Genomic DNA, 25,723 nt, shown 5'->3' with positions numbered 1-25,723 from the left:
TTACGCCGTATTACTTTAAAGGCTTTTTAGCATAACGCTTCAGTAAGCTAGGAACATCTAAGATGAGTGCAATTCCACCGTCGGATGTGATAGTTGCTCCCGCCATACCTGGCGTTCCTTGTAATAAGGCATCTAATGGTTTTATCACTACTTCTTCTTGGCCTATTAGTGCATCAACAACAAATCCAACTTGCTGGGTGCCTATTTGAACCACGACGACGTGACCTTTTTCTTTGATTATATTTTTAGGTCCGCGGATCAACCATTCTCCGAGGAAGAACAGTGGTATCGCTTTAGAACGAACTATCATGGTTAATTGGCCATCAACCGTATTGGTTTTCTTGATGTCCATATTGATAATTTCGTTGACCGCACCTAACGGTAACGCGAACGTTTGTTTGCCAACCACAATCATCAGGGTAGGTAATATCGCAAGCGTGAGTGGAACCTTTATATCGAGTCGTGTGCCTTTCCCAAGGTGAGAATCAATATTAATCGTACCGTTAAGCTGGTTAATTTTTGTTTTAACCACATCCATGCCTACACCACGGCCCGAGATATCACTAATCTCAGTTTTCGTTGAGAAACCTGGTGCAAAAATAAGATTGAACGCTTCAACATCAGACATACGCGCAGCCGCATCGGCGTCTAAAACACCTCGGCTTATAGCAATCTCTTTCAGTTTTTCAGCATCCATTCCCTTACCATCATCTTCAATGGTGAGTAAGATATGGTCGCCTTCTTGAGAAGCCGATAATCTAACGGTTCCCATTCGAGCTTTACCTGTAGCAGCACGGTCATCAGGCATTTCAATACCATGGTCCACTGAGTTTCTCACTAAGTGAACTAACGGATCGGCCAATGCTTCTACCAAGTTTTTATCTAAATCTGTCTCTTCACCTTCCAATTCCAAGGTGATTTCTTTTTTCAAACTACGTGCTAAGTCTCGAACAACCCGAGGGAAGCGGCCAAACACTTTCTTAATTGGCTGCATGCGGGTTTTCATAACCGCACCCTGCAAATCACCCGTTACCACATCTAGGTTAGCAATTGCCTTTGACATACTTTCGTCAGCATTGTTTATTCCTAAACTCAGCAAACGATTTCGTACTAATACTAACTCGCCAACCATATTCATAATTTGGTCTAGGCGCTTGGTATCAACACGAACGGTAGTTTCTGCTTGAGGTGGCGCTGGGGTTGATTTTTTGTCGTCTTTTTTAGCCGGGGCTTTAGCAGGCTCTGGCGCCTTTTTAGCGGCTGGACTAGGCGCTGGCGCTTTTGCGGCAGGCGTTGATTTAGCCGGCGTACTAGCTGCAGATTGCTCTGCCTTGGCCTTCTGAATTGCTTCTGTCGCCTTTTTATCTACAGGCGGTGTATTTGCTGCTGGTTCAGCGCCTTGCGCTGTAGGACCCTGTCCTGAACCATGTAATTGGTCAAGCAGTGCTTCAAATTCATCGTCGGTAATTTCTTCACCGCTAGGCGCTGCCGCTTTCGGCGCAGCTACAGGCGCTGGTTCATCTTCTTTAAATTTACCTTTGCCGTGCAATTCGTCTAACAGTGCTTCAAATTCATCGTCTGTAATATCATCACCTGAACCACCAACCGCAGGTGCAGCCGCTTTTGGTTCTGCTTTAGGCGCAGATTTACCTGGGGCATTTGAACCATGAAGTTCATCCAGCAAGGCTTCAAATTCATCTTCAGAAATCTCGTCGATGCCGCCATCGCTGCTTGCGGCAGGCGCTTCAGGGACAGGCGCTTCTTCTAACGCGAATTCTTCTTCGGCAGCGGGGGCTTCAGCCGCATCACTACTTTCACCAAAGATATTTTCGTCTGGGGTTTCTGGGGTGCTTAACTTATGCAGCAAATCAACTAACTTTGCGTCTGCAGGTATTAGAGGTTCTTGCGCTTTAACACGCTCAAACATATCTACTACTACATCGGTGGCCTGAAGAATGGTATCCATTAATTCAGGCGTAAGAGTACGTTGTCCGTTTCGCATTACATCGAAAACGTTTTCTGCACCGTGGCAAATTTCAACTAATTCGGTAAGCGACAAAAAGCCGGCGCCACCTTTTACGGTATGGTAACCACGGAAGATTGCATTCAGTAAATCTGCATCTTCAGGATTATTTTCCAGATCAACGAGCTGTTCTTGTAATTGTTCAAGGATCTCCCCAGCTTCAACTAGAAAGTCCTGTAATATATCCTCGTCAACATCAAACGCCATGCGCCCGCTCCCCTAAAAACCTAAGCTAGACAAAAGATCATCTACGTCATCTTGGCCAGATACCACATCATCGCGTTGGTCTGCATCAATAATTGGACCTTCGGCTTCGACACTATCGATCTTGTTAACTTTTTCGACTTTCGCTTCCAATGGCTTGTCTTGCTCCGCCTGTTCGGGTTCACCGAACATCGTCAGCATATTAACTAAGCTATCTTCCACTTCTTTTACGAGTTCAATCACTCTGCGAATAACTTGACCGGTAAGATCTTGATAACCTTGTGCCATTAACACTTCGGTAAGCAATGATGTAAGCTTAGCCGATTGTTTCGATCCGTCTTCTAGCAATTCGTCTAAATCTGCACATAAAACTTTGAATTCGCCCAACTCGAGTTGACGATTCATCAGTTTCTTCCATTCCGGCATAATTTTTTCGATACGGGTAGAGAGCACTTCAGCAATTGGCATACTCTCTTCAACTGCGTCCATGGTGGTATTGGCAGCTTTTTCCGTTTCTTCGATAACGTACATCAGTCGCGTTTGCGCATCAGGAATGTCATCAACGGTTAAATTTTTAATACGTTCATCGATTTGGAAGTTATTCAACGAGTCATGAAGTTGACGCGTTAATTTACCCACTTCAGCAAAGAGCTCAATGGACTCTTTCATCGAAACGGCTTCTAAGACAGCGTTCGCTGATGCGTTATCGCCCTCTTCAAGATACGCTACCAATTTTTTGGCTTCTTCGAGCGTTATGGAGACACTTTCATTTGTCGACATCCAGTAAACCTCATTTCTCTGGTGAGCGTCTGGATCAACCTAAACGTTCGAAGATTTTATCTAATTTTTCTTTCAACGTAGCGGCAGTGAAAGGTTTAACAACATAACCATTCACACCAGCTTGCGCTGCGGCAACGATTTGTTCTTTCTTCGCTTCTGCTGTTACCATAAGAACCGGTAGGTGTTTCAACTTATCGTCGGCACGTATGGCGCGTAATAAGTCGATACCTTGCATACCTGGCATATTCCAATCTGTTACAACAAAGTCAAAATCACCTTGTTGTAGCATAGGCAGCGCGGTGTTACCGTCGTCCGCTTCCTGGATATTGGCAAAACCCAAATCTTTTAGCAGGTTCTTTATGATACGTCTCATGGTAGAAAAATCGTCAACCACGAGAATTTTCATACTTTTATCCAAAATAGCCTCCAATGAGGGGTTAATTGTTATTAATTTCTATTCTTCGTCAACTTGCCACGATTTCATTCGTGATTTGAGTTTTAACATGGCCTGACTATGAATTTGACTTACTCGCGATTCACTAACATCAAGAACTTCGCCTATTTCTCTAAGATTCAGTTCTTCATCATAGTATAAAGAAAGTACAATCGCTTCCCGTTCGGGTAATGTAGTAATAGCATGTGCTAGCGCTTTTTGGAAAGCCCCTTGCATCAAATCTTCTAACGGTGCGTCGCTGCCTCGGTTCTTTTCTGTAGAAATGACATCTTCAGAAACCCCAAGGTCTTCAATCCCCACCAATTTCCCGGCATTCACTTCGTTCAGCATTTGATGATAATCTTGCATGCTGACATTCATTTTAGCCGCAATATCTACATCTCGCGCGTCTCGGCCTGTTTCACCTTCAACTTGAGAGATGGCTTCTGTGATTGCCCTTCCGTTTTTATGAACGGAACGAGGAGTCCAATCACCTTTTCTTATTTCATCAAGCATAGCGCCACGAATACGAATACCTGCAAAGGTTTCAAAACTTGCACCTTTGGAACCGTCAAAATTTCGTGCAGCTTCTAGCAGTCCAATCATACCTGACTGGATTAAATCATCGACAAGAACACTGGCTGGCAGTCTCGCCATTAAGTGGTGTGCTATCCGCTTCACCAGCGAAGCGTGACGCTCAACTAATTGTGACTTGTCTGTTTGCTGTTGATAAGCGGCTGCTTTGCTATTCAACGCTGACTTCCTACTGCTTTATCTGCTATTAGTTGTTCAATAAAAAATTCTAAATGGCCACCTGGTTGCGCAGGAATAGGCCAAGAAGCTGCTTTGGCTGCTAGCTGGCCAATCGCCACCGCTGCCGGTGAGCTTGGATAAGCATCTACTATTGACGTTTGCTTACGAACTGCTCGGCGTATGTTCTCGTCAAAAGGAACCGTTGCTACCAATTCTAGCGCAACATCTAAGAATCGCCCTGTTACTTTAGATAATTTACTGAAAAGTTCCTGACCTTCTCTAACATCGCGAACCATGTTAGCGACAACTTTGAAGCGAAAGACACCATGTTCTCGGTTAAGAATTTTAATTAACGCATAGGCATCGGTAAGTGAAGTGGGCTCATCACACACTACCACCATAATATCTTGGGAGGCTTTGGAGAAGCTTAGCACCATATCGGAAATACCCGCTGCGGTATCCACAATAAGCACATCAATGGGCGTGCGCAATTCGCTGAAAGCTCTAATGAGCCCTGCATGCTGCGTTGGTGATAGCTCTGCCATTGATTGAGAACCTGATGTGGCTGGTGCTATTTTTATACCGTGAGGGCCCGTAACGAGTACATCGTCCAAGGTACACTCACCAGATAACACATGGGAGAGGTTTTTCTCTACGCGTAATCCTAGCATTACATCCACATTGGCCAGACCTAAGTCTGCATCCAATACCATTACGCGCTTTCCCTGCTTTGCCATAGCAATAGCTGTGTTTAGCGTAATATTTGTTTTACCAACGCCACCTTTACCTCCGGTGACGGCGATAACTTTGATTAATCGTGATTGCTTCATTTTTCGTAAGCTACTCGCTTGATCATCAATCATACTGCTCGTGCTGTTTTAACCACATTGTTACTAGTAGTATGATTCAAACCGTACTTTTTATAAAGCTTTGCAGCAGCAGATACTAAAGATTTTGCTTCTGCAATCTTAATGTCTTCAGGAACTTTCTGTCCATCTGTTACATAACTGACAGGTAACTGGTACTCCACCGCAGCGCTAAGCACTTCGCCTAGAGAGTAGCACTCATCAAGCTTTGTAAAGATACAACCGCTAAGTTCCACCCCTTCGTACGCATCTATAATACGTTGTAATGCAGCATATTGGGTATTCGCTTGCGCTACTAGGTATTTTTTCACTGGCTGCATTTGTCCGTTATCAAATTGATTTATCTGTTTAATTAATCGACTATCTCGTTGACTAAAGCCTGCCGTATCAATTAACACTAGTCTCTTATGGCGTAATTGAAACAATAAATCTGATAATTCTTCACTACTTTGTGCTTTACGCACTGTGCAGCCAATAATTTTTCCATATGTGGCCAATTGCTCAAACGCTGCAATACGATAGGTATCAATCGTAATCATGGCAACGGAGTCAGCGCCGTATTTCTGTGCGTAACGAGCAGCTAATTTAGCAACTGTGGTGGTTTTACCTGTACCGGTAGGACCCACCAACGCGACTGCGCCCTTTTGCGTAAGTATATCGTTACCTGTCACATTAATGCGATTAGCCAATAGGTTTAAAAGGTATACCCAAGCGTCACGCTCGTTGTAATGCGACGGCGTATAACTAATCAGTTGCTCTGCCAATGATTGGCTTAACCCCATGTCGGTTAAACGCTGAATTAAATAATGATGTACAGGTTGCTGACGACGACTTTTTGCTTCCATCAAATCAGCAACTTGGTATTGAAGCACATTTCGTAGTGACGCCAACTCTTCTTTAATCTGAGATAATTCGTCAGACTGAGGAGCACTGCTGTTATCAATACTTTCATTCAGGCTAGATGCCTGATGGCTTGGGAATTCTGAAGCGACTTGACTTGCTTCTACATCGTCGATAAAGGCTTCTGAAAAGTCTAAGTGCGATGCAATTTTATTGGCATGCTGAGCGTTAGCACTAGGCGCTGAAGCTGGGCTTTGAATGCTGCCACCATGTTGCTTTTCCAACAGCGCTTTTAAGCTATCTGGGCCATCATCACCAATAATTTCGCTAAGACTAGGAACAGCTGCTTTCGCTTGCCCTGGTGCGCTAGGCGCTGGCTTTTTAATCGACAGTTTGGCTTCTGGTTCTTTATCGTAAGCGGCGACCAATTCGATACCGTCAGCAAGCTTTCGGTTTGACATGATAACGGCATCGCTGCCCAATTCCGCTTTAACTTGGCTTAAAGCTTCTCGCATATCTTTGCCAAAGAAACGTCTGATTTTCATTGAAAACTCTCCAATCACCCAGTGTCAGATTATTGACCGACCGAACTGACTATTTTTATCTGCTTATCGTCGGGTACTTCCTGATAGGAAAGTACATGTAAACCCGCGACCGAATACTTTAAGAAGCGAGATAGTACGGGGCGCAACATACCAGAAGTGAGAAGTACTGCAGGCTCACCTTCCAATTCTTGTTGCTGACTAGCTTGCTGCAATGATTTTTGCAGCTTATCGGCCAGTCCTGGTTCTATACCAGCGCCATCTTCGCCACCTGCTTGTAATGACTGGTGCAACATCTGTTCCAACTCTGGCGCCAAGGTTATGACGGGTATCTCTTTCGCACCTTGGGTAATTTCTTGGGTGATTAGGCGTTTAAGCGCAATACGTACCGCAGACACCAATACATCTGGATCTTGGCTACGTGGGCCGTATTCGCTCAGGGTTTGTACAATGGTACGCATGTCACGAATAGGCACCCCTTCAAACAGCAAGGTTTGCAGCACTTTAACAATGGTGCTTAAGGGCAGAATATCAGGCACTAACCCTTCCACTAATTTAGGATGCTGCTTGGCTAGCATATCTAGTAGCTGCTGCGCTTCTTCATGTCCAAGTAGTTGGTAGGCATTATTCGTCAGCAATTGACTTAAATGAGTAGCAACCACAGTAGCGGCATCAACCACGGTATAACCAAGGGTTTGCGCATGCTCTCGCTTATTCGGTTTTATCCATACCGCATCTAACCCAAAGGCAGGGTCTTTAGTTGCACGGCCTTCCAGCTTGCCAAATACTTGACCCGGATTAATCGCAAGCTCTTCATCATGACTTATTTGCGCATCGCCAATAGTTACGCCCAACATAGCAATGGTGTATAAATTAGGCTCTAAATCTAAATTATCGCGAATATGCACCGGTGGAATAAGAAAGCCCAATTCTTGAGATAACTTCTTACGTACCCCTTTAATACGAGTGAGCAATTCTCCGCCCTGAGACTTATCGACTAAGGGGATTAATCGGTATCCGACTTCTAGGCCGATGGTGTCTACGTGCTGCACATCATCCCACCCAAGCTCTTTTATTTCGGGCGCAGCAGTGTCATCTTTCACGATATTCGCTGGGGTTTTAGGTTTTTCTGCCTCGCGTTTAGCAGCAACACCCTGCCAGTAGGCGTAACCGGCGATAAGCACTGAAAAGCCAATAAAAGCTAAATGGGGCATACCAGGAATAATCCCCATGACGAATAACACGCCCGAGGCAATATAAAGGGCTTGGCTGTTACCCAACTGACTACGAATTTCTTTGCCCATTTCTTGGGTTTCGTTTTCACGAGTAACAATAATAGCGGTAGCCACAGACAATAATAGCGATGGTATTTGTGCCACCAAACCGTCACCAATGGTTAATATGGTGTAGACCTCGATGGCATTTCCAAAACTTAACCCATGTTGAATCATGCCAATAAAAAGGCCACCCACAATATTGATAAGCATGATAAAGAGGCCGGCGACCGCATCACCTTTCACAAATTTTGACGCACCGTCCATTGAGCCATAAAAGTCTGCTTCGGCGGTTATTTCTTCTCGGCGAGCACGCGCCTGATCTTGGTCGATATAACCCGCATTCAAATCGGCATCAATAGCCATTTGCTTACCTGGCATGGCATCAAGCGTAAAGCGGGCACTTACTTCTGAAATACGCCCAGCACCGGCGGTGACTACTTTAAAGTTGATAATGAGCAAGATAGCAAAGACCACCACACCCACCGCATAGTTGCCGCCAATAACCACCGCACCAAATGCTTCGATAACCTTACCCGCAGCATCCCCACCTTCATGTCCATATAGTAGTACCACGCGCGTAGAGGCTACGTTTAATGCTAACCGCAGTACGGTAGCAATCAATAGCACTAGGGGAAAAATACCGAAATCAACTGGCTTTTGCGTTAATACCGCCACCAAAATAATGACTAAAGACAGGGCTATATTAAAACTGAACAATACGTCGAGCAGAAATGGCGGCATGGGAAGAATAACCATGCCCATAATGGCAAGAAGAACAATGGGAGCGCCTAAGCCACTGGTAATGTTCTGCAGCTGACTTTTATCGAATCGCTGAAGGTAACCGGATAACTGCATTGCAGGGAGTCTCTCTATCGGAAAATTGACGCTTAACGCTATCTTTCAATGAGTATTACAACTACCGTGCCAGCTTTATACAAAACCGATTAAACGTAAGTAGGAGGGGCGCAATTTACAGAATTACAATTAAGAGGGGCTCACTTTGTGCCCTGGCCTTAGCGATATCTTAGCCGTAGTTTAGCGCTAATTTAGGCCAAAAGCAGCGCTCTAACGGCGCAGCTCTGGTGGTATGGGTAAATCACGTTTAAGCGGTTTGGGTCGTTTCCCTTTACCCGCTCTGTGTGCTTTTAACTGATAAACATGGGCTAATACTTGCGCTACCGCCATAAACAAGGCGTTAGGCACTTCACCGTCAATCTCTGTAGAGTAGTAAACGGCTCGGGCTAGCATGGGCGATGGAATAAGCGGTACATCGTTAGCAGTGGCTATTTTACGAATATGCATGGCTAATTCATCGGTGCCTTTTGCCACAACGACTGGGGCACGATTACCACTGTCATCATATTTTATTGCTACAGAGTAATGAGTTGGGTTGGTTACCACCACATCGGCCTGAGGAACTTCTTGCATCATTCGTTTAGTGGCAGCTTGATACTGCAAGCGACGGATGCGCCCTTTTACCAGAGGATCACCTTCAGAGTTTTTACGCTCGTCTTTCACCTCTTGCTTAGTCATCTTAATTTCTTTGTTGTGCTTATAAATTTGATAAGGCACATCAATAAGCGCAATAGGTATCATGCCGCAAACCAACATGATAAAAGCCCATTTCAGCATATCTAACGCGTGAAAAATATTACCCGGGTACAGCTCTAAATCAAGGTGCAGCGCTTCGTCTTCAAAAAACAGCAGTGCGCCTAATGCCATCCCAACGATGACAACCACTTTGGCGATAGATTTAATTAACTCTACCAAGCCATTCATGCCAAACATACGCTTAAACCCACTAAGCGGGCTCATTTTAGAGCCTTTAAATTTGGCACCTTCCCAGGTGAAGTTGTAGCCGCCTAACGCAATAGAGCCATATATTCCGGCTAACATGGCCACCGTCATATAAAGCAATACAGGTACACTGACTGTCGAAATTGCTTCACCCCATGCACCAAACATATGGGTGGTATCGTAGGTTTCATCTCGAGACAGAACAAACATACGCTGCGTCAGCTTAAATACCGACTCGGCAATCCAGCCTCCAACGAACAAAAACATAAAGGCACTAACCACTAACACTAAGGTTGTGGATAGCTCTCGGGATCGGGCTATCTGCCCTTTTTTTCGGGTGTCTTCGAGTTTTTTCCCCGTGGGGTCTTCTGTTTTTTCGCTAGAATCTGAATCAGCCATGTATCACCTGACTTATTTTCATGGGCAAATCCTAAGAAGTTGACACATAAACTGCTCTGCCCGCAGCCACTGCGTTTCAAAATGCGCAGTAAAGTTATCTAGGGTTATCCAAATGATGAGCAACCCCATCACCTGGGCAATAGAAAAGCCGATACTGAAAATATTAAGCTGAGGTGCCGCTTTGGTCATTACGCCAAACGCTAAATTTACAATGAGAAGGGACACAATGGGCGCCAATGACAACGTAATCGCTGAGATAAACATCCAACCGCCCCAGTGGGCAATTTCCCTAAACTGCTCCCCTGTCCACCATGCTTCTCCTATTGGGAACGCATGGAAGCTCAACACAATCATGTGGATCATCGCGAGATGCCCGTCTAAGGTCCAAAAAAGCAAGGTAGCTAGAATTAAGTAAAATTGGCCTACGGCTGGCACGTTAATACCATTGACGGGGTCTACGATTGAGGCGAAACCTAAGCCCGTTTGCATCGCGATTATTTGCCCAGCCAGTACAAAAGTGTTTAGCACCATCATGGAAACAAACCCGATAGCGACACCAATTAACAACTGCTGAATGCCAAGAATAAATGTACCTAGATTCACTAAATCATCAACAGGTGCAGGCGGCACTACCGGCATGATAATAAGGGTCAGCATAATGCCTAGCAGAGCACGAACTTGCGGAGGAATAGATTGTGCACTTAAGCCAATCATCGCCACAAACAGGCCACTAATGCGCATAAAAGGCAGCATTAAATCAGCAAGAAACTGATTGATGGTAGCCAGTTCAACGACCATATTAACCGACAACCTGAGGTATCATTTCTACCATGTGGAAAGTGAAGTCCATTAACTTTTGTACTAACCAGTTACCACCCCAGCTAAGCGCTAGTAAGGTAACAAGTAAGCGCGGCAAGAAACTCATGGTCTGCTCGTTAATTGAGGTAGCAGCCTGAAACACAGCAACCACTAACCCTACAATAAGACTTGGAACAATAACCGCAGACACCAGAACGATAACCATAAACATGGCTTCGCGGAGTATTTCAACAAAGACTTCTGGTGACATAAGCCCTCCTACACACCCATACCGAAGCTGGTAGCCAGTGTGCCAAATATTAGATTCCAGCCATCAACTAACACAAATAACATGAGTTTAAATGGCAGTGAAACAATCATGGGCGACAGCATCATCATACCCATGGCCATCAATATTGAGGCCACAACAAGGTCGATAATAAGAAACGGAATAAACAACATAAATCCGATTTGGAATGCGGTTTTTAGCTCGCTGGTCACGAACGCAGGAATAAGAATAGTTAGTGGTACTTCGTCTGTATCTGCATATTTCCCCTCATCACCAGCAATACGCACAAAGGTTTCTAAATCTTTCACTCGGGTTTGCGACAGCATAAAAGCGCGCATAGGCCCTTTAGCTTGCTCTATGGCATCCAAACTTGTCATTTGTTCCGACAGATAAGGCTGCAATGCGCGTTCATTAATTTCTTCAAACACCGGTGCCATAATAAACATAGACAAAAACAAACTCACCCCAACCAAAATTTGGTTAGAAGGAGATTGCTGCAAACCAATCGCTTGGCGCAAAATTGATAACACCACTATGATGCGGGTGAACGAGGTCATCATCATGATGAATGCAGGAATAAGACTGAGCGCTGTCATGATAAACAGCGCTTGTAACGTCATAGTGTAATCTTGCGACCCATCGTCATTAGTCACAACGGTCACGGCTGAAATGCCTTGCTGTGCCAGTGCAGGCTCAGCAATCACCCAAGAAGCTAACACTACAAAAAATGCGGTCCAAAACTTACGCATCGTTTTTATCTTCCTTTATTGAAGGGTTTAGCTTACCTGCCATGGCGGCAACCAGCTTTTGTTTAAATGCGTCACCGCTGCCTTGCTGCCCATTTGCCACTGGCGTGTCTAAGTGCTTTTCAAGTTTACTTAAATGGGAAATATTATGACTGGTCACGCCCACCAGGTGCTGTTCATCGCCCACCTGAATAACCATTATTTTTTCTTTAGTGCCTGCCACCATACTGGCGACCACCTTCATTTGCCCACTACCCATGTTACCGACATTAAACCGACGCATGAGGTAAGCAAGCGCAAAAATAATTCCAACCACTAAAAGAAGTGATAGAAAAATTGACACTACAGAGGTGGGGTTAGTGATTGATTGGGTAGATTGCGCATTCACTACTTGCGTAAATATAAGGGGCAGCATTGCGCAACCCCTTGCTATGTAAGAAGATTTATCTAAGCTTCTTGATTCTCTCGATTTGACTAATAACATCCGTTAACCGAATACCGAATTTATCGTTGACCACTACTACTTCACCATGAGCAATCAACGTGCCATTTACCAATACATCTAATGGCTCACCAGCAACTCGGTCCAGCTCCACCACAGATCCCTGGTTCAACTGTAGCAGATTTCGGATACTTATTTGACTACGCCCAACTTCCATCGAGATAGTGACTGGAATATCCAAAATGGTATCCAGCTTCTTTTTCTCTTCTTGGGTTATGGGTGTGTCGTCGGTTAATTCGTCGAGTTCTGCAACCTGAACATCATCATTTTCCTGATCGTCAGCCTCAGAATCGGCTTGCTCCGCCATGGCGGCAGCCCAATCGTCCATACCGTCTTCACTCATGGGATATTCCCCTCACCTTACAGGTCTTCTTCGAGTACTTGCAGCTCAGCATCATTATCTATAATGCGCCCGCCGCGGGTTAATAATTGTAGCTCAGACTTCACAGAAGTCGGTCTTGCAATCTTTTCTACTATCTTCAGGGCTAAGTTATCTCGTGAGCGACCTAGCTTAGCTCTGAACGTAGGTAAATCTTCAATTAGCACAGTAATGGTTTCTGGCATTTCCACAGGAATAATTTCTCCTGGCTTAAATTCCATTACTTGGCGTAATGACACATCCACATCAAGCATGTGGGTTGTCAGTGCCACTTTTACGTCCATGATTTCATCGCGAAGTGCTTTACTCCAACGTAAATCAGTGTCTTCTTTATCGCTTTGCACACCCGCATCTAGCAATTCGCGGATAGGCTCTAGCATTGAGTATGGAAGTGACACGTGGAAATCGCCACCACCACCGTCAAGCTCTATATGAAACGAGCTAATCACCACCACTTCAGTGGGGCTCACAATGTTCGCCATCGCGGGGTTTACTTCTGAGTCTAAATACTCAAAAGACACGTCCATTACTGGCGCCCACGCTTCTTTATAATCTTCAAAAATAATCTTAAGCAGCATTTGAATAATACGCCGCTCTGTTGGCGTAAATTCCCGCCCTTCAATTTTTGCATGATAGCGGCCATCACCACCAAAGAAGTTATCTACCAGAATGAAAACCAAGCGGGCTTCCATGGTAATAAGGCCGGTACCTTTAAGCGGGCGAAACCGCACCATGTTCAAGCTAGTGGGTACAAACAAGGTATGAATGTATTCACCGAACTTAATCATTTGAATACCGTTAATTGACACTTCCGCAGAACGGCGCATCATGTTGAACAAACTCACCCGCATGTGACGGGCAAAGCGTTCATTAACGATTTCCAGCGTAGGCATACGCCCACGAACAATCCTATCCTGTGACGAGAAGTCGTACTCTAGCGTAGAAGCATCGGAGTCGGCATCGCCAACCTCGTCTTCTTCTACATCGTCTACCCCGTGTAGAAGGGCATCGATTTCATCTTGAGATAATAAATCACTCACAGTTATCTACCTGTTATTGCATCACAAAACCAGTGAAGAGCACACGCTCAACCACATCACTTCCCGCGATGTCTTTAAGCACTTTTTGTACTTCAGTCACCGCTTGTTCACGCAGTTCAATTTTTCCTGCTTCAGTCACCAAATCATCGGCATTTGATGTACTAAAGACTTGCAGCAAAGTGCCTTCAATCAACGGTATGTGGGTTTTAGCCAACTCTTCATTGTCTGAACCCCGCACTAGAAGCTGCACTTTAATTTGTACTAATCGGTCTCGACCTGTACCCGGAACGTTAAACACGAAAGGGCGCGGCATAGCAACGTACAAGGCGGTACCTACTTCTGCGCTTCCGCCTGGGGCCGCGGCTTCAGTGGCTGCTTGCTCGTCGGTTTCGGCAAGTTGCTCTGCAGCTACAGGCTCTTCACCACCAGCGAATAAAAGAAAATAGGCTGCTGCACCACCGCCAACTAACACTACGGCGATAATAATAATCAGCATCATTTTGCCTTTCTTTTTACCACCTTCTTCAATCTGTAACTCTTCTTCAGCCATGTCTAATCCGTCAATATCCCACGAGGAACTCGTATTATCAGGCTTACGACGCAAATGGCAACGTAAGCCTGCATAAATTTGCAGTTCTTATAGCAGATAGCGCAATTGTACATCAACCCTACTTAAGTCTTTGCCTTCGCTATCAACCTACTAAGCGTAATAGTCTATACCGCCTTTCGCTTCCCTTGTGACAGACTGCTCTATCACCGTGGAACCCTCGTCGAACTCACCGTCGATATCTTGGCTAGGTACACCGTTACCTGCAAGTTGCTGGCCACTTCCATCACCATTTTGTGATGAGTTATCTTTACGCACTTCTGATTCACCTAAATTAATGCCTTGCTCTGCTAGCATATCTTTTAACCTAGGCATGGCATCGGCTAGTGCATCTTTAGCGTGCTGCGACTGTACAATGAAGCTCACACTGGCTGCATCACCCGATACATTCACTCGTACCTGCATACTGCCCAGTTCAGGCGGATCGAGCCTAATTTCTGCCATACTGTTTCGCGCATTCACCATCCAGCGAATTTTCTCATGCAATTGTTGCTGACCTTCAGGTTTTAAAATATTGACCGGTTTGTCAGCGCCCTCAAATTGAAGCTGAGCTTTGGTCGACTCCGCGCGAACTTGGTTGTTTTCATTCATGTGAGAATCGATACTGACGAGCTCACTTTGCAATGCTTGATGAGCGCTTTGCTGGGTGCCGTTTACCAATTGCATAAATTGGCCTGCGAGCGCATCAGTTTGCCCCGCTACATTTTGCATTTGTGTTTGTGTTAACCCTGCTTCAGACGCTGCATCGGCTACAAGTGCCGAAAGATCTATTCCTGGCTCACGCCCTTGAGCGACTTGTTGCTGAAACTCGTTTATGCCAGCTATCAAGTTAGACTTAACCGCTTGCTGTTGGGCTGCGGTTGTCGCAGTAGGTAATGATGCCGCTACGCGTTCGGCAAATGCTTCAGCCGCCTTTTGCGCACTTTCTGGTGACATCATCGCAATTGACTGCAATAGAGACTCGCCTTGGCTATCGGTAAGTATATCGCTAGCTTCTGTGGAGACTGTATCGATAGGGTTGCTATTCGTTTGCGTTGATGCAGTAGATTGGCTTGAAACACCGTTGGCTAGCGCTGCATTTAGCGTCTCTTTGGTGTCAGTTTGCGCAGTAATTTGCTCTTGAAGAAGACTTAATACTAACGCCTCATCGGCACTCAAGGCTTGTTCATCTGCGGCTTCTTGTTCGACTAATAGCGCGTGCTCTGAATTCTGTGTTTGAGCATCAGAAGTTTCTTCGCCATTTTCGCTAGCATCACCTAAAAACTGCGCAAGCAGGTTAGCTAAGGGATCGACTTTTTCAGACTGCCCTGCATCGACATCGCTTGTTGCAGCGTTTTCATTTGCTTTAGCCAATAAGGCCGCGGTGAGTGCTTTTACTGCTTCTAAGGTTTCACTACTAAGCCCTTCGCCTGCATCTTGACCAAGTTCCTCACCGGCTTGATTCTCTAGCAAGCTCATTAAATAAGCGGTTATTTCTGTTGCTGAGCTTGTATCAACATCCTCAGGAAGATTCGTCGAGGTTAATGTACCGTTTACTGCTGCATCGCTTTCGTTACTACCGTTATTAGACGCCAACGCACTTAATACATCCTCGCCCGCCAATTCATCACCCGCTAGCAAAGCTTTTGCTAATTGCTTCGCGGCTAATTCGGTATCCTCTATCTCGCCTGCGTCTAATAAATCATCAGTAATTGCGGTAGCCTCTGCATCTGAAGCAACCTTGTCATCGCCAGACGCGCCCATCATGGATGTGACATACTCAATCCAATCTGTGGGGCTTTCGCTATCCCCGTTTCCAATACTTGTTAACTCTTCGGGCGGTAAATCAATATGGCCGCCAAAGAAGTCTTTTTTGTTGTCGCCGCCATTTTGGCTTTCGTCTTTGCCAATGCCTTTGCTGTCCTCTTTGCCTGTGCCTTTACCATCAATAAGGAGTGAGCCATCTTTCTTTGCGTCAGTGTCGATTCGACGTGACTGTGCATCGGCAATGATTAATTCATCCGTGTCTTCATCAGGTGATGTTAAGTCGCCCTCTTGGGCTTTTTTGTCTGTTTGATCACCATTTCGCGCTTGCGCTTCGTCATCTTTCACCGGAGGTAAATCAACGTTCCCCCTTTCTGGGTCAGACGCATGTCTATCAGCTGATTTCTTATCGATAGCAGGGTTTGCACTGTCGCTCACTGAGGTGCTGGTCTGTCGCGAGGAATGACCTTTGTTTTGGGCCTCGAGAGATTTTGCACTCGATTCTTTAGCTTGAATATACGCAGCTTCAAACGCGTTATTATTCTGCGATGAATCTTCTGCACCCATGCCAGCTTCTACGGCTTTTGCCGTTGATGAAGCTGAAAAAGGCAATGCGGCAATGTCTGTTTTTTGTGCGGCAACTTGTTGCATCATATTTTTACCGTCCTGCTATGACTTTAAAAGTCAGAACCATGAAAACCCAGATTGAATCGTTTTGTCTCTACAACCCCAGTGTCCGTGGGCTGTAGACCGACACTTAACTTATAAAAGCTCCCGTATCGGTATTCAAATTAGGCGTATAAACACATTAATGACTAACGAATTTGCAAAGAGTGTTCCATTGTGGAGATTAAACGACGAGGTATTTAAAAAATCGAAAGGATTGAACGACTTGGGGTAAGTAGCAAATTGGACAAACTGACTAGAAGAATGTTTTTCCGCTTCTAAAAAATTTCTGTGTGGCAAATTCGTCCATCATAGCTTGCTCAGCCCTTGCTTCTTTTGCCACTTTAGCTAAATGGCGTTTATTAAGAAGCAACTCTACCGCTTTCACTTTTTGCTGTTGCTTAAGCCAAAGCTGCTTGCGTTGATCGGCAGCCATATTCGCTTGTGCTATCACATTCATTTGCTGTTCACAGGCTTTATCTAATTTGCCTACAAACGATAAATGCTGTTGGTAATGGGTAGCAGTCACACCCGCCTTTCCCGTTTGCTGAATGCCTTTTAAGTAATCAATTCTATATTGCTCGAGGCTGGTGAGCTTTTGTTTCTGCTGCATCACATTTTGCTGCGCTTGTTGGAACATTTGCGCAATGCGTTGCTCTCTTTCTCGTTCAAACTCAGCCAGACGCTCTAGTTGTTTAGACATAATTGATTACCCTTGTCCTAAGCCTTTCGCTAATGCAGCCATGCCCTCTAAACATTCATCATAAGGCAACACGTTCTTCATACCTTGCTGCAAGAACGCGTTAATTGCAGGCTCCGCTCGTATGGCTAGGTCGATGCGAGGATCTGAACCTTTGGCATAAGCACCAATGGAAATGAGGTCTTGGTTTTGTTTATAGTTTGAATAAACTTGCCTTACTCTGCGTGCCATTTGTTGATGTTCATCACTGACCACCATAGGCATAACACGGCTAATAGAAGCTTCAATATCGATGGCAGGGTAATGACCGCTATCAGCGAGAGTGCGCGATAACACAACGTGACCATCTAAAATAGCCCTTGCAGCATCGGCGATTGGATCTTGCAAATCGTCACCTTCGGTCAATACCGTATAAAACGCCGTAATAGACCCTTGTTTCTCGCTGCCGTTACCAGCCCTTTCTACCAATGCGGGTAACCTGGCAAATACTGAAGGTGGATAGCCTTTTGTTGCGGGTGGTTCACCTACCGCTAATGCAATTTCACGTTGGGCCATGGCATAACGAGTAAGAGAGTCAATAAGCAGTAATACTTTTAAACCTTGATCGCGAAAGTATTCAGCAATGGTAACTGCTGTTTCGCAGCCCTTTAAGCGCATTAACGGTGAAGTGTCAGCAGGCGCTGCTACCACTACCGCACGGGCACGCTCTTCTTCGGTTAAGATATCGTGGATAAATTCTTTTACTTCTCGGCCCCGTTCTCCCACTAAGCCAACCACAACCACGTCGGCTTCGCAGCCCCGGGTCATCATACCGAGTAAAACACTTTTCCCCACGCCACTGCCCGCAAAGAGCCCCATACGTTGACCTACGCCAACGGTATTCAATGCATTAATGGCGCGAACACCCACATCCATAGGTTGGGTAATAGCGCGGCGAATTAAAGGGTTGATAGGAGGGCGCGTAGTAGGTACGCGGGTTTCAGTTTTAATTTCGCCAAGTCCGTCTAAAGGGTTACCGTTGCCATCGACAACACGACCCAACAGCCCCATACCCACAGCAAGACCACTTTGTCGATTTAGCGGCATTACCCGACTTCCTGGCACTATGCCCCGTACGGCTTCGGTGGGCATTAAATAAGTAATATCGGCACCAAACCCCACCACTTCGGCTTCAATTTCGCCTTCAATGGTTTGCACAAGACACTGACTACCTACAGGTAATTGGCACCCAACAGCTTCAAGTGTAAGGCCTATGCCTCTGACAAGTTTACCTGCCGCCACAATAGGCGGCGATGACACTTGTTTCTGCAAACTATCAAAATGTGCATGCCAAGGGCTACTCATCTGATAAACCCTGATTCACCATAAATTTATCAATGACATCGCGACAGCGACGTTCTATTGAAACATCGACAGCGTTTTGTTCAGTTGCAATGTCGCAGCCACCGCGCTCCATCGTAGGCGCTTCAATGAATTGCCACTCTTTCTCTTTCAATGTAGCTTCAGAATAATGTTCGGTTACTAGCGCTATATCATCAGGATGCATATGAATTTGATACTGAGTTTGATTAACCGGCAGGGCTTTCATTCCTTCGCTAAGCGCTTGTAAAATCACTTGATGATTCGATGTGATTTCGGTTTTAATCACCGATTTAGCAAGGGTAACTGCAAGCTTTACTAGCTGGTCGCGGGTTTCGTCGTTGGCTTGTGACAATGGCGTATGAAGCTTTTCGATGAGTTGCTGCCAAACTTCAACTTGCGCAGAAATTAAGCCTTTACCTTCTTCTAACCCTTGTTCAAGACCCTCTGCGTGACCAGACTCACGTCCTTCACTAAGCCCTAACTCTAGGCCTTCGGCTTTTCCTTCTTCGAAACCTTGCGCCTTGCCTTGTCCATAGCCTTCATCATGAGCAGCTTGTCTAATCGCTTCAATTTCTTGTGCAGTAGGAGGAAGAATTTCAGCTTCTTCCTCTTCCGGTGGCTCGTATTTCCAATCTGAACGGAAATTTAGCGCATTGGTTTTGTCTTTATCTTGTGGCTTTTCGGGCTGTTCAACGAAGGGCAAATCCCAAGGTTTTGCATCATTTAATTCGTCGTCGCTGAAGCCTTTATTTGATGACATCAATCTACCCAGGTAACATTTATGAGGCCTTTGGAAAATTAACGCAAAGGCCTATTTTAACCACAATGGCGAATAATTAATGAAGGGTTATAAGAACTCTTCACCGCCTCCGCCGCCCAGCATAATTTCACCTGAATCAGACAGTCTTCTGGCAACAGAGAGAATTTCTTTCTGTGCGGTTTCAACTTCAGATATACGTACAGGTCCCAAGGCTTCAAGGTCGTCGTTAAGCATTTCTGCTGCACGCTTCGACATATTTTTCATGATCTTGTTCTTAAGTTCTTCATCGGCGCCTTTAATTGACTTAAGCAGCGCATCTTGTTGCACTTCGCGCAAGATAGCTTGAATACCTTTATCGTCTACATCGACTAAATTGTCGAAGACAAACATGAGATCTTGAATTTGCTGGCTCATCTCTTCGTCTTGTTCACGGATGGCATCCATCAACTGACCTTCAATAGCGGTATCAAGGTAGTTCATGATGTTCGCTGCAGATTTCAAGCCGCCCATTTTAGCCGCTTGCGTACCCGCTTGACCGGCGAACTGTTTCTCCATGATTTCGTTAAGCTCTTGCAGTGCAGCAGGCTGAACTTCTTCAAGGTTAGCAATACGCATTAACAAGTCTAGGCGCACTTTTTCTGGGAACTGCGCCAATATTTCGGCACTCTGCTCTGGCTCTAAGTACGACAATACAATGGTTTGAATCTGAGGGTGCTCGTTTCGAATGATACTGGCCACTTGCTTCGAGTCCATCCACTTCAACGAATCTAGGCCTTTCGCCCCACTTCCCATCAGTATTTGGTCAATTAAGTTAGCCGCTTTATCTTCACCTAGTGCAGCTGTAAGCGCTCGCTTAACAAAGTCTTGGCTCTGGAAGCCGATGGTACTGTAGTTTTGAATCTCTTCAATAAAGTGTTTATGCACAGACGTAATTTTTGTCTGCGTCATATCATCCACTTTTGCCATCTCAGAGCCCAGCTTTTGAACTTGCTTTGGCTCAAGATGTTTTAATATTTGTGCAGCGTCTTCTTCAGACAAACTCAGAAGCAAAATAGCGGCTTTTTCAACCCCTTCTAGCTTACTGACGTCATAGGACGCTTCTTCAGTAGTGGCAAGTTCTTCAGCCATAATACGCTCTCACTTACTCATCTTGCATCAGCCAGCCCTTAACAACTTGGGCTGACAATTCAGGTTCGTTCGCAACCAGTGCACGAACCGCTTTTAATACGTCTTCATCTTTATGTAAATCTGGCAGCATTAGTGAACCATCTGCCGCGAAGCCCACCTGACCTTCATCGAAGTCAGTAGACAGCATACTAATGGTTTCGTCACCAAGGTCTAGGCCTTCATCTGCATCAAAGTCGTCAGCTTCTTTCGACTCATCAGGGTTAATCAAGCGACGTAGCATTGGTCTTATCACAAAGATGATAAGCACGATAATAACCAAACCACCAATGACTAGCTTGAGTATAGGCAAAAATGCGGGCTGTTCCCATATTGGCGCATCTTCAATAACACCATCATCCATACGAGTGAACGGAACACTGACTACTTCTAGCGAGTCGCCACGAGTCACATCAAACCCAACACCACCTTGTAGCAAACGGCGAATGTTTAATAACGCTTCTTGATTGCGAGGCTCTGCCGAGGTAGTACCATCTTCACCAGCAACTTGAAGATAGTCTACCGCCACCGATACGCTTAACCTGCGAATTACGCCACTTTGCTTTTTGGTATGACTAATGGTGGTGTCTAGTTCGTAGTTACGAGTAGATACTTTCGACGTGCTTCCTGGCAAAGTAGCTTGTGCGCCTGCTTCTGGATTTTCAGGAATATTCGAGTCTAACGGAGGTTGATTAGTTAACGCGCCAGGAATACCCATAGCACCACCACCCACGCTATTTTGTTCGTTGATCATTTCGCTACGAACAGCTGGTAAGTCGGGATTATAGCTACGCTGAGTTTGCTCAAGTGCAGTAAAGTCCATACTCACATCCGCTTGCGCGGTGTAATTACCAATACCTAAAACAGGAATAAGAATAGCGTCAATTTTTTCTAGATATTCTTGTTCGCGCTGTCTTTCAATTTCATATTCTTTTCGTGCACGAGCGCTGAGTGAATCTTGTGAACCCGAATTTAGCAATCGGCCATTGCTATCGGTCACCGTTACCGCTGAAGGCTCCATGTTCTGTACGGCTGACGCCACAATATCGATAACTGAGTCGACTTCCTCTCCCGCAATCACTTTGCCGCGCTTAGCGGTAAGTACTACCGTAGCCGAGGCTTTTTTCTCTCGGCGAGCAAACACATTTTCTTTTGGCATGGCCAATAGAACGCGTGCTTTTTGTATACTGGAAATATCTTCAATAGTGGCGGCTATTTGTTGTTCACGGGCATGTTTCAAGCGTTCCATCTCTACCCGCTGACTTACTCCGAATCCCATGTCCTGCATGATGATATCGGTACCAGCATCAGAAGAACCGGTTAAGCCCTGACGTGTCATGCCCAAGCGTATAGTTTGAAATTCGTCACTTCGAACGTAAACCGTATTTCCCTCTAAACGATATTCTATTTGATTGGCGTCCATGTAATCCAAGGTTTCGATAAGCTCTTGGGTTTCCATTTTTGCTAACGGACGAAAATCAGGCTCTTGCGCCCAAATTAGTATAAAGACTGCAATTGCGACACAAATAACAAGCACTACCACTAACGCCATTTGGCGCATCATGTCTGCACTGCCTAGGGTATCCATGAATCCTGATTTATTCTCAGGCTCGTTATCGCTCCCCATGGAAGGGTCGTTAACGGTTAAATTTGTGCCTGTTGCTTCAGCCATGACTTACTCCAACTACACCGGCATGTTCATAATGGTTTTATATGCTTCAAGTACCTTGTTACGTACTTGCACTGTGGCCTCAAAGGCTATGCCTGCTTTCTCTTTGGTTAGCATAACTTCGGCAAGGCTCAATGACTTATCACCCATTTCAAACCGCTGCTGTAAATCTTTAGATTCTAATTGCATGCCATTAACCCCATCTACCGCTTGTTTAAGCATGGTAGAGAACTCGTTGGCCGAGGGGTTAATCTCGTTTGATGGTTGAAGATCGTTTGCAGGCATACGAGTTTGCCCAATCATGCTTTGCATTTCTTGGTACAAACTATTGGCTTTAACGTCCATAACCACTCCTTCGAATATCGGTGGGGAATTGCCGTTTAACGACAATGCGCTCTGATGACTAATACTTAACTATAAGACAACTAGTTATAACTATAAGACTACTAGCAAGTGGCAAGCCAACTTTAAAATTTACCTAAAACCCCTTTTAAAGCAATGAGTTATGCAGATTTGTAAAGAAGTAGCCAATTTTATGACAGAGAGGGGGAAATAGCGTCAAGAAAGTGAATGGCCGTAAAGTGGTGTAAATGCGTAATGTAAAATAGCGAGGAGCAGCGCAAAACACTTCGTGTATTACCGTGACGCACAACCAGATACAAGGCCAAGCTAAGCTAAGCCAAGCCAACGAATAGTACAGCACAGCAGATAACACGTTAAAAATAAGGGGCTAAAATAAAGAATAAAAGCCCCTCTTAATTACCAAGCTAGTTTGATATGTTAAGCGGGTAATTCAATCCCATCTTCACGCATTCTAGCTAACTTATAACGTAAGGTTCGAGGGCTGATACCAAGTTTTTCTGCCACATCTTTACGCTTACCGTTACACAGGGTAAGTGTATCAAGGATGATTTGATGTTCTTGCTGGCGAAGCTCTGAGCCTAAACGACTATTATCTTCTGGCTCGTCCTGCTTTACTGCCATCTCGTCATGCACCGCCATATCAATCATTAAGTCACCAGACTCTATACTGCCATCATCACACAGTATAAGAGCCCGCTGAATAACATTTTCAAGCTCTCGCACGTTACCTGGCCAAGTATATTGCGCCAATTTATTTCGTGCCGCGGCACTGAGACGAACATTGCCTAAGCCTTGTACGCTAGTGTGACGATTAATCAGATGTTCAGCTAGCGGTACAATATCACCTGGACGCTCAGCAAGTGGCCGCCATGTGATAGGAAAAACATTTAAGCGGTAATACAAATCTTCTCGGAAGTTTCCTAGTTCTACCGCTTTACGTAAATCGCGGTTACTGGTGGCAATAACCCGTACATCTAGTTTAATCGTTTTGCGCCCACCGAGTCGCTCTACTTCACGCTCTTGAATAACACGAAGTAGTTTCGCCTGAAGCGCTAAATCCATTTCGGTAATTTCATCTAATAGCAGTGTTCCGCCTTGGGCTTGTTCAAACTTACCCGGACAGGCCTGAATAGCGCCGGTAAACGCGCCTTTTTCATACCCGAACAAGGTAGCCTCAAGCATGTTTTCAGGAATAGCGGCGCAGTTAATTGCCACAAAAGGCGCATCGGCGCGAGTAGACTGATCGTGTATATAGCGAGAAAGTACTTCCTTACCTGAACCACTTGGCCCAAGCACCATCACGGTCGCTTCTGACTTCGCCACTTTTCTTGATAATTCGAGTAGTTTTAAACTAGAAGGGTCAGCCACAATAGGCGTGCAAGATTCTACTTTTTGAGCAGGTGCATAGCGCCCAACAAGATTAAGTAGCACTTCAGGGGCGAATGGCTTAGACAGATAATCAGTAGCACCATCTCGCATGGCCTGCACGGCATCATCAATGGTGGCATACGCTGTCATTAACAAGACAGGCAGTTGTGGGTATTTAGCCTTAATGCTTTTCAACAAAGTAAGGCCGCTCATCTCACCCATTTGAATATCACTCACCACAAGATCTATCTTTCGACCCGCTAATACCATTAATGCAGCCTCGGCACAGTCGGCATCTACAACATCGTAATCGCCTAGTAATAAGGTGTCGTACAACGCTTCGCGTAACCCAGCATCGTCTTCCACGATAAGAATAGTTGTTTTAGACATTTCTAATTCTCCTAGCAATTAAGCGACATTTGAGTGAGGCTTATTGTGTTGCCCGATAGCCTGAGTGTTACAAGGCAATGCAAGCGTAAAGCAAGCACCTCCTTCATTAAGATTTACCACGCTAAGCGAACCGTTATGTGCTTTAGCTACCGATTTCACCACGGCTAACCCCAGCCCTGTACCATGAGTTTTGGTGGTAAAGAACGGCTCGAATATTTTATTGATTAGGGTATTGGGTACACCTGGTCCCTTATCATTAACGCAAAGTAGCACCCTATCTTCTTGCACTACTGCATTAACTGAAACCGTGTAGCCCTTAGGCGTAACTTGACTCGCATTTTGAATAAGGTTCAGCAGAGCACCTTGCAACGCGGTGAGATTCCCAGTGATAAGTGCATCCGTTGAATCGAAGCCATGAAAAGCAATTTTTTGTGCTTGCTGCGCAGTGATGGTTTGCGCATTCGGCTCAATGGCTTCTCGCAAGCTGGCAAGCGACAAGGTATTCACAACTTGTTGTTCACCAGATTTGGCGAACAACAGCATGTCATTAACTTGGCTTTCTAACTCTTTCAGTCTGTCTGTCATCTTTCGAGCAAATTGCTCAGATGCATGCTGGGGTAAATCTTTTCGCGTTAAATTAGAGGCATAAAGCATAGCGGCGGATAAAGGCGTGCGAATCTGATGCGCAAGGGATGCCACCATTTTGCCTAACGAAGATAAACGCTGCATATGGCTGACACTGGCTTGAAGCCGACGTGTCTCCGTCAAATCGGTAATAACAATCAGCTGCCCTGGCTCGTCTTCAAGTGGCGTTATAGAAAGTTTAACGCGACGACCATCTACCAATGACACTTCATGACCATCGTCTGCACGAGGGTTAAATGAGCGAGCAATGATGCTACGCCATATTTGTTCTTCTAACGGCTCACCCAGCAATGCCTTAGCTAAGTCATTGGCTTGACGCACAACCCCTTTGCCGTCAATAACGATGACGCCAGCTGGCATGACCTGAAGCAAGTTCTCCAAACGACTAGCTTGGCGACGAAGTGAACTGACTTCTGCTTCACTCACATACGACGGTGTTGCAGCTTCAAGCGCATGCTCGACACTAGGCACATCATAAGATGAAGTGAATTGTTCAGAAGATGAAGTACTGCTGTCGTGTGTGCTATCAAAAATCATATGGCTCTCGTCAATTTAAAGACGGTTTGTGTATATGATTTTATATAGCAGAAGGCATGCCAGTTTTTTAGATGATATTTA

Annotated in this window: 24 protein-coding genes; all 24 read right to left on the bottom strand. The window is 45.3% G+C overall.

What is annotated here, in order from left to right; translation table 11 throughout:
• Positions 1-10: 10 nt before the first annotated feature.
• The 24 genes from ALT761_RS05180 to ALT761_RS05065 all read right to left on the bottom strand — a co-directional run bounded on the left by ALT761_RS05180 (position 11) and on the right by ALT761_RS05065 (position 25,642).
• Complete coding sequence (locus ALT761_RS05180) at positions 11-2,230, bottom strand: chemotaxis protein CheA (protein WP_129737081.1); 2,220 nt, start codon at positions 2,228-2,230, stop codon at positions 11-13.
• Positions 2,231-2,242: 12 nt separating this feature from the next.
• Positions 2,243-3,007 carry a protein phosphatase CheZ gene (locus ALT761_RS05175; protein ID WP_013785087.1) on the bottom strand — a complete coding sequence of 255 codons (765 nt, stop codon included), beginning with the start codon at positions 3,005-3,007 and terminating at the stop codon, positions 2,243-2,245.
• Between the two features lie 34 nt (positions 3,008-3,041).
• Positions 3,042-3,425, bottom strand: a complete 384-nt coding sequence (gene cheY, locus ALT761_RS05170; RefSeq protein ID WP_013785088.1) for a chemotaxis response regulator CheY — start codon at positions 3,423-3,425, stop codon at positions 3,042-3,044.
• A gap of 36 nt (positions 3,426-3,461) precedes the next feature.
• Entirely contained in the window at positions 3,462-4,193 is a 732-nt protein-coding gene (locus tag ALT761_RS05165) for an RNA polymerase sigma factor FliA (protein WP_013785089.1), read from the bottom strand.
• A complete protein-coding gene (locus tag ALT761_RS05160; protein WP_129737079.1) occupies positions 4,190-5,056 on the bottom strand; it encodes a MinD/ParA family protein in 867 nt (288 codons plus the stop codon). The genes ALT761_RS05165 and ALT761_RS05160 overlap by 4 nt, the downstream gene beginning before the upstream one ends.
• Positions 5,053-6,444, bottom strand: a complete 1,392-nt coding sequence (gene flhF / locus ALT761_RS05155) for a flagellar biosynthesis protein FlhF (RefSeq protein WP_129737077.1) — start codon at positions 6,442-6,444, stop codon at positions 5,053-5,055. The genes ALT761_RS05160 and flhF overlap by 4 nt, the downstream gene beginning before the upstream one ends.
• Before the next feature lie 29 nt (positions 6,445-6,473).
• On the bottom strand, positions 6,474-8,573 hold the full coding sequence (gene flhA / locus ALT761_RS05150; protein ID WP_129737075.1) for a flagellar biosynthesis protein FlhA: 2,100 nt from the start codon (positions 8,571-8,573) through the stop codon (positions 6,474-6,476).
• 210 nt (positions 8,574-8,783) lie between these two features.
• Positions 8,784-9,914: a flagellar biosynthesis protein FlhB gene (gene flhB / locus ALT761_RS05145; RefSeq protein ID WP_013785093.1), complete on the bottom strand. Its 1,131-nt coding sequence runs from the start codon at positions 9,912-9,914 to the stop codon at positions 8,784-8,786.
• An 18-nt stretch (positions 9,915-9,932) separates the two neighbouring features.
• Positions 9,933-10,712, bottom strand: a complete 780-nt coding sequence (fliR, locus tag ALT761_RS05140; RefSeq protein WP_126871972.1) for a flagellar biosynthetic protein FliR — start codon at positions 10,710-10,712, stop codon at positions 9,933-9,935.
• A 1-nt stretch (position 10,713) separates the two neighbouring features.
• Positions 10,714-10,983 carry a flagellar biosynthesis protein FliQ gene (gene fliQ / locus ALT761_RS05135; RefSeq protein ID WP_013785095.1) on the bottom strand — a complete coding sequence of 90 codons (270 nt, stop codon included), beginning with the start codon at positions 10,981-10,983 and terminating at the stop codon, positions 10,714-10,716.
• Positions 10,984-10,991: 8 nt separating this feature from the next.
• A complete protein-coding gene (fliP, locus tag ALT761_RS05130; RefSeq protein ID WP_013785096.1) occupies positions 10,992-11,750 on the bottom strand; it encodes a flagellar type III secretion system pore protein FliP in 759 nt (252 codons plus the stop codon).
• Complete coding sequence (fliO, locus tag ALT761_RS05125; protein WP_013785097.1) at positions 11,743-12,162, bottom strand: flagellar biosynthetic protein FliO; 420 nt, start codon at positions 12,160-12,162, stop codon at positions 11,743-11,745. The genes fliP and fliO overlap by 8 nt, the downstream gene beginning before the upstream one ends.
• 28 nt (positions 12,163-12,190) lie before the next feature.
• The gene (fliN, locus tag ALT761_RS05120; protein WP_013785098.1) at positions 12,191-12,592 is read right to left on the bottom strand and encodes a flagellar motor switch protein FliN; all 402 of its coding nucleotides are present in this window, start codon (positions 12,590-12,592) and stop codon (positions 12,191-12,193) included.
• A 17-nt stretch (positions 12,593-12,609) separates the two neighbouring features.
• Entirely contained in the window at positions 12,610-13,668 is a 1,059-nt protein-coding gene (fliM, locus tag ALT761_RS05115; RefSeq protein WP_013785099.1) for a flagellar motor switch protein FliM, read from the bottom strand.
• Between the two features lie 13 nt (positions 13,669-13,681).
• Positions 13,682-14,218 carry a flagellar basal body-associated protein FliL gene (gene fliL / locus ALT761_RS05110; RefSeq protein ID WP_013785100.1) on the bottom strand — a complete coding sequence of 179 codons (537 nt, stop codon included), beginning with the start codon at positions 14,216-14,218 and terminating at the stop codon, positions 13,682-13,684.
• A 150-nt stretch (positions 14,219-14,368) separates the two neighbouring features.
• Positions 14,369-16,672: a flagellar hook-length control protein FliK gene (locus ALT761_RS05105; RefSeq protein WP_129737073.1), complete on the bottom strand. Its 2,304-nt coding sequence runs from the start codon at positions 16,670-16,672 to the stop codon at positions 14,369-14,371.
• 268 nt (positions 16,673-16,940) lie between these two features.
• A complete protein-coding gene (fliJ, locus tag ALT761_RS05100) occupies positions 16,941-17,387 on the bottom strand; it encodes a flagellar export protein FliJ (RefSeq protein ID WP_013785102.1) in 447 nt (148 codons plus the stop codon).
• 6 nt (positions 17,388-17,393) lie between these two features.
• Positions 17,394-18,728 carry a flagellar protein export ATPase FliI gene (fliI, locus tag ALT761_RS05095; RefSeq protein ID WP_013785103.1) on the bottom strand — a complete coding sequence of 445 codons (1,335 nt, stop codon included), beginning with the start codon at positions 18,726-18,728 and terminating at the stop codon, positions 17,394-17,396.
• The gene (gene fliH, locus ALT761_RS05090) at positions 18,721-19,506 is read right to left on the bottom strand and encodes a flagellar assembly protein FliH (protein WP_129737071.1); all 786 of its coding nucleotides are present in this window, start codon (positions 19,504-19,506) and stop codon (positions 18,721-18,723) included. The genes fliI and fliH overlap by 8 nt, the downstream gene beginning before the upstream one ends.
• An 87-nt stretch (positions 19,507-19,593) precedes the next feature.
• Positions 19,594-20,634, bottom strand: a complete 1,041-nt coding sequence (fliG, locus tag ALT761_RS05085) for a flagellar motor switch protein FliG (RefSeq protein WP_013785105.1) — start codon at positions 20,632-20,634, stop codon at positions 19,594-19,596.
• A 13-nt stretch (positions 20,635-20,647) separates the two neighbouring features.
• Entirely contained in the window at positions 20,648-22,342 is a 1,695-nt protein-coding gene (fliF, locus tag ALT761_RS05080) for a flagellar basal-body MS-ring/collar protein FliF (RefSeq protein ID WP_013785106.1), read from the bottom strand.
• Positions 22,343-22,354: 12 nt separating this feature from the next.
• On the bottom strand, positions 22,355-22,684 hold the full coding sequence (fliE, locus tag ALT761_RS05075) for a flagellar hook-basal body complex protein FliE (protein WP_129737069.1): 330 nt from the start codon (positions 22,682-22,684) through the stop codon (positions 22,355-22,357).
• A 435-nt stretch (positions 22,685-23,119) separates the two neighbouring features.
• Complete coding sequence (locus tag ALT761_RS05070) at positions 23,120-24,460, bottom strand: sigma-54-dependent transcriptional regulator (protein WP_129737067.1); 1,341 nt, start codon at positions 24,458-24,460, stop codon at positions 23,120-23,122.
• Between the two features lie 18 nt (positions 24,461-24,478).
• Complete coding sequence (locus tag ALT761_RS05065) at positions 24,479-25,642, bottom strand: sensor histidine kinase (RefSeq protein WP_129737065.1); 1,164 nt, start codon at positions 25,640-25,642, stop codon at positions 24,479-24,481.
• Positions 25,643-25,723: the final 81 nt, after the last annotated feature.

The sequence above is a fragment of the Alteromonas sp. 76-1 genome (assembly GCF_900654235.1).
In the GTDB taxonomy this organism is placed as follows: Bacteria; Pseudomonadota; Gammaproteobacteria; order Enterobacterales; family Alteromonadaceae; genus Alteromonas; species Alteromonas naphthalenivorans.
Note: the sequence above shows the minus strand (reverse complement) of the source record. Positions and strands in the feature narration are given on the sequence as shown.

Excerpts from the sequence above, each read along its gene's own strand:
- ALT761_RS05175 (WP_013785087.1), bottom strand. The coding sequence starts at position 3,007 with ATGTCGACAAATGAAAGTGTCTCCATAACGCTCGAAGAAGCCAAAAAA.
- fliP (WP_013785096.1), bottom strand. The coding sequence starts at position 11,750 with ATGCGTAAGTTTTGGACCGCATTTTTTGTAGTGTTAGCTTCTTGGGTG.
- flhA (WP_129737075.1), bottom strand. The coding sequence starts at position 8,573 with ATGCAGTTATCCGGTTACCTTCAGCGATTCGATAAAAGTCAGCTGCAG.
- ALT761_RS05065 (WP_129737065.1), bottom strand. The coding sequence starts at position 25,642 with ATGATTTTTGATAGCACACACGACAGCAGTACTTCATCTTCTGAACAA.
- fliF (WP_013785106.1), bottom strand. The coding sequence starts at position 22,342 with ATGGCTGAAGCAACAGGCACAAATTTAACCGTTAACGACCCTTCCATG.
- ALT761_RS05070 (WP_129737067.1), bottom strand. The coding sequence starts at position 24,460 with ATGTCTAAAACAACTATTCTTATCGTGGAAGACGATGCTGGGTTACGC.
- flhB (WP_013785093.1), bottom strand. The coding sequence starts at position 9,914 with ATGGCTGATTCAGATTCTAGCGAAAAAACAGAAGACCCCACGGGGAAA.
- fliH (WP_129737071.1), bottom strand. The coding sequence starts at position 19,506 with ATGTCATCAAATAAAGGCTTCAGCGACGACGAATTAAATGATGCAAAA.
- ALT761_RS05160 (WP_129737079.1), bottom strand. The coding sequence starts at position 5,056 with ATGATTGATGATCAAGCGAGTAGCTTACGAAAAATGAAGCAATCACGA.
- fliE (WP_129737069.1), bottom strand. The coding sequence starts at position 22,684 with ATGGACGTTAAAGCCAATAGTTTGTACCAAGAAATGCAAAGCATGATT.
- ALT761_RS05105 (WP_129737073.1), bottom strand. The coding sequence starts at position 16,672 with ATGATGCAACAAGTTGCCGCACAAAAAACAGACATTGCCGCATTGCCT.
- fliG (WP_013785105.1), bottom strand. The coding sequence starts at position 20,634 with ATGGCTGAAGAACTTGCCACTACTGAAGAAGCGTCCTATGACGTCAGT.
- ALT761_RS05180 (WP_129737081.1), bottom strand. The coding sequence starts at position 2,230 with ATGGCGTTTGATGTTGACGAGGATATATTACAGGACTTTCTAGTTGAA.
- fliI (WP_013785103.1), bottom strand. The coding sequence starts at position 18,728 with ATGAGTAGCCCTTGGCATGCACATTTTGATAGTTTGCAGAAACAAGTG.
- fliL (WP_013785100.1), bottom strand. The coding sequence starts at position 14,218 with ATGGCTGAAGAAGAGTTACAGATTGAAGAAGGTGGTAAAAAGAAAGGC.
- fliQ (WP_013785095.1), bottom strand. The coding sequence starts at position 10,983 with ATGTCACCAGAAGTCTTTGTTGAAATACTCCGCGAAGCCATGTTTATG.
- flhF (WP_129737077.1), bottom strand. The coding sequence starts at position 6,444 with ATGAAAATCAGACGTTTCTTTGGCAAAGATATGCGAGAAGCTTTAAGC.
- fliO (WP_013785097.1), bottom strand. The coding sequence starts at position 12,162 with ATGCTGCCCCTTATATTTACGCAAGTAGTGAATGCGCAATCTACCCAA.
- fliR (WP_126871972.1), bottom strand. The coding sequence starts at position 10,712 with ATGGTCGTTGAACTGGCTACCATCAATCAGTTTCTTGCTGATTTAATG.
- fliJ (WP_013785102.1), bottom strand. The coding sequence starts at position 17,387 with ATGTCTAAACAACTAGAGCGTCTGGCTGAGTTTGAACGAGAAAGAGAG.
- fliN (WP_013785098.1), bottom strand. The coding sequence starts at position 12,592 with ATGAGTGAAGACGGTATGGACGATTGGGCTGCCGCCATGGCGGAGCAA.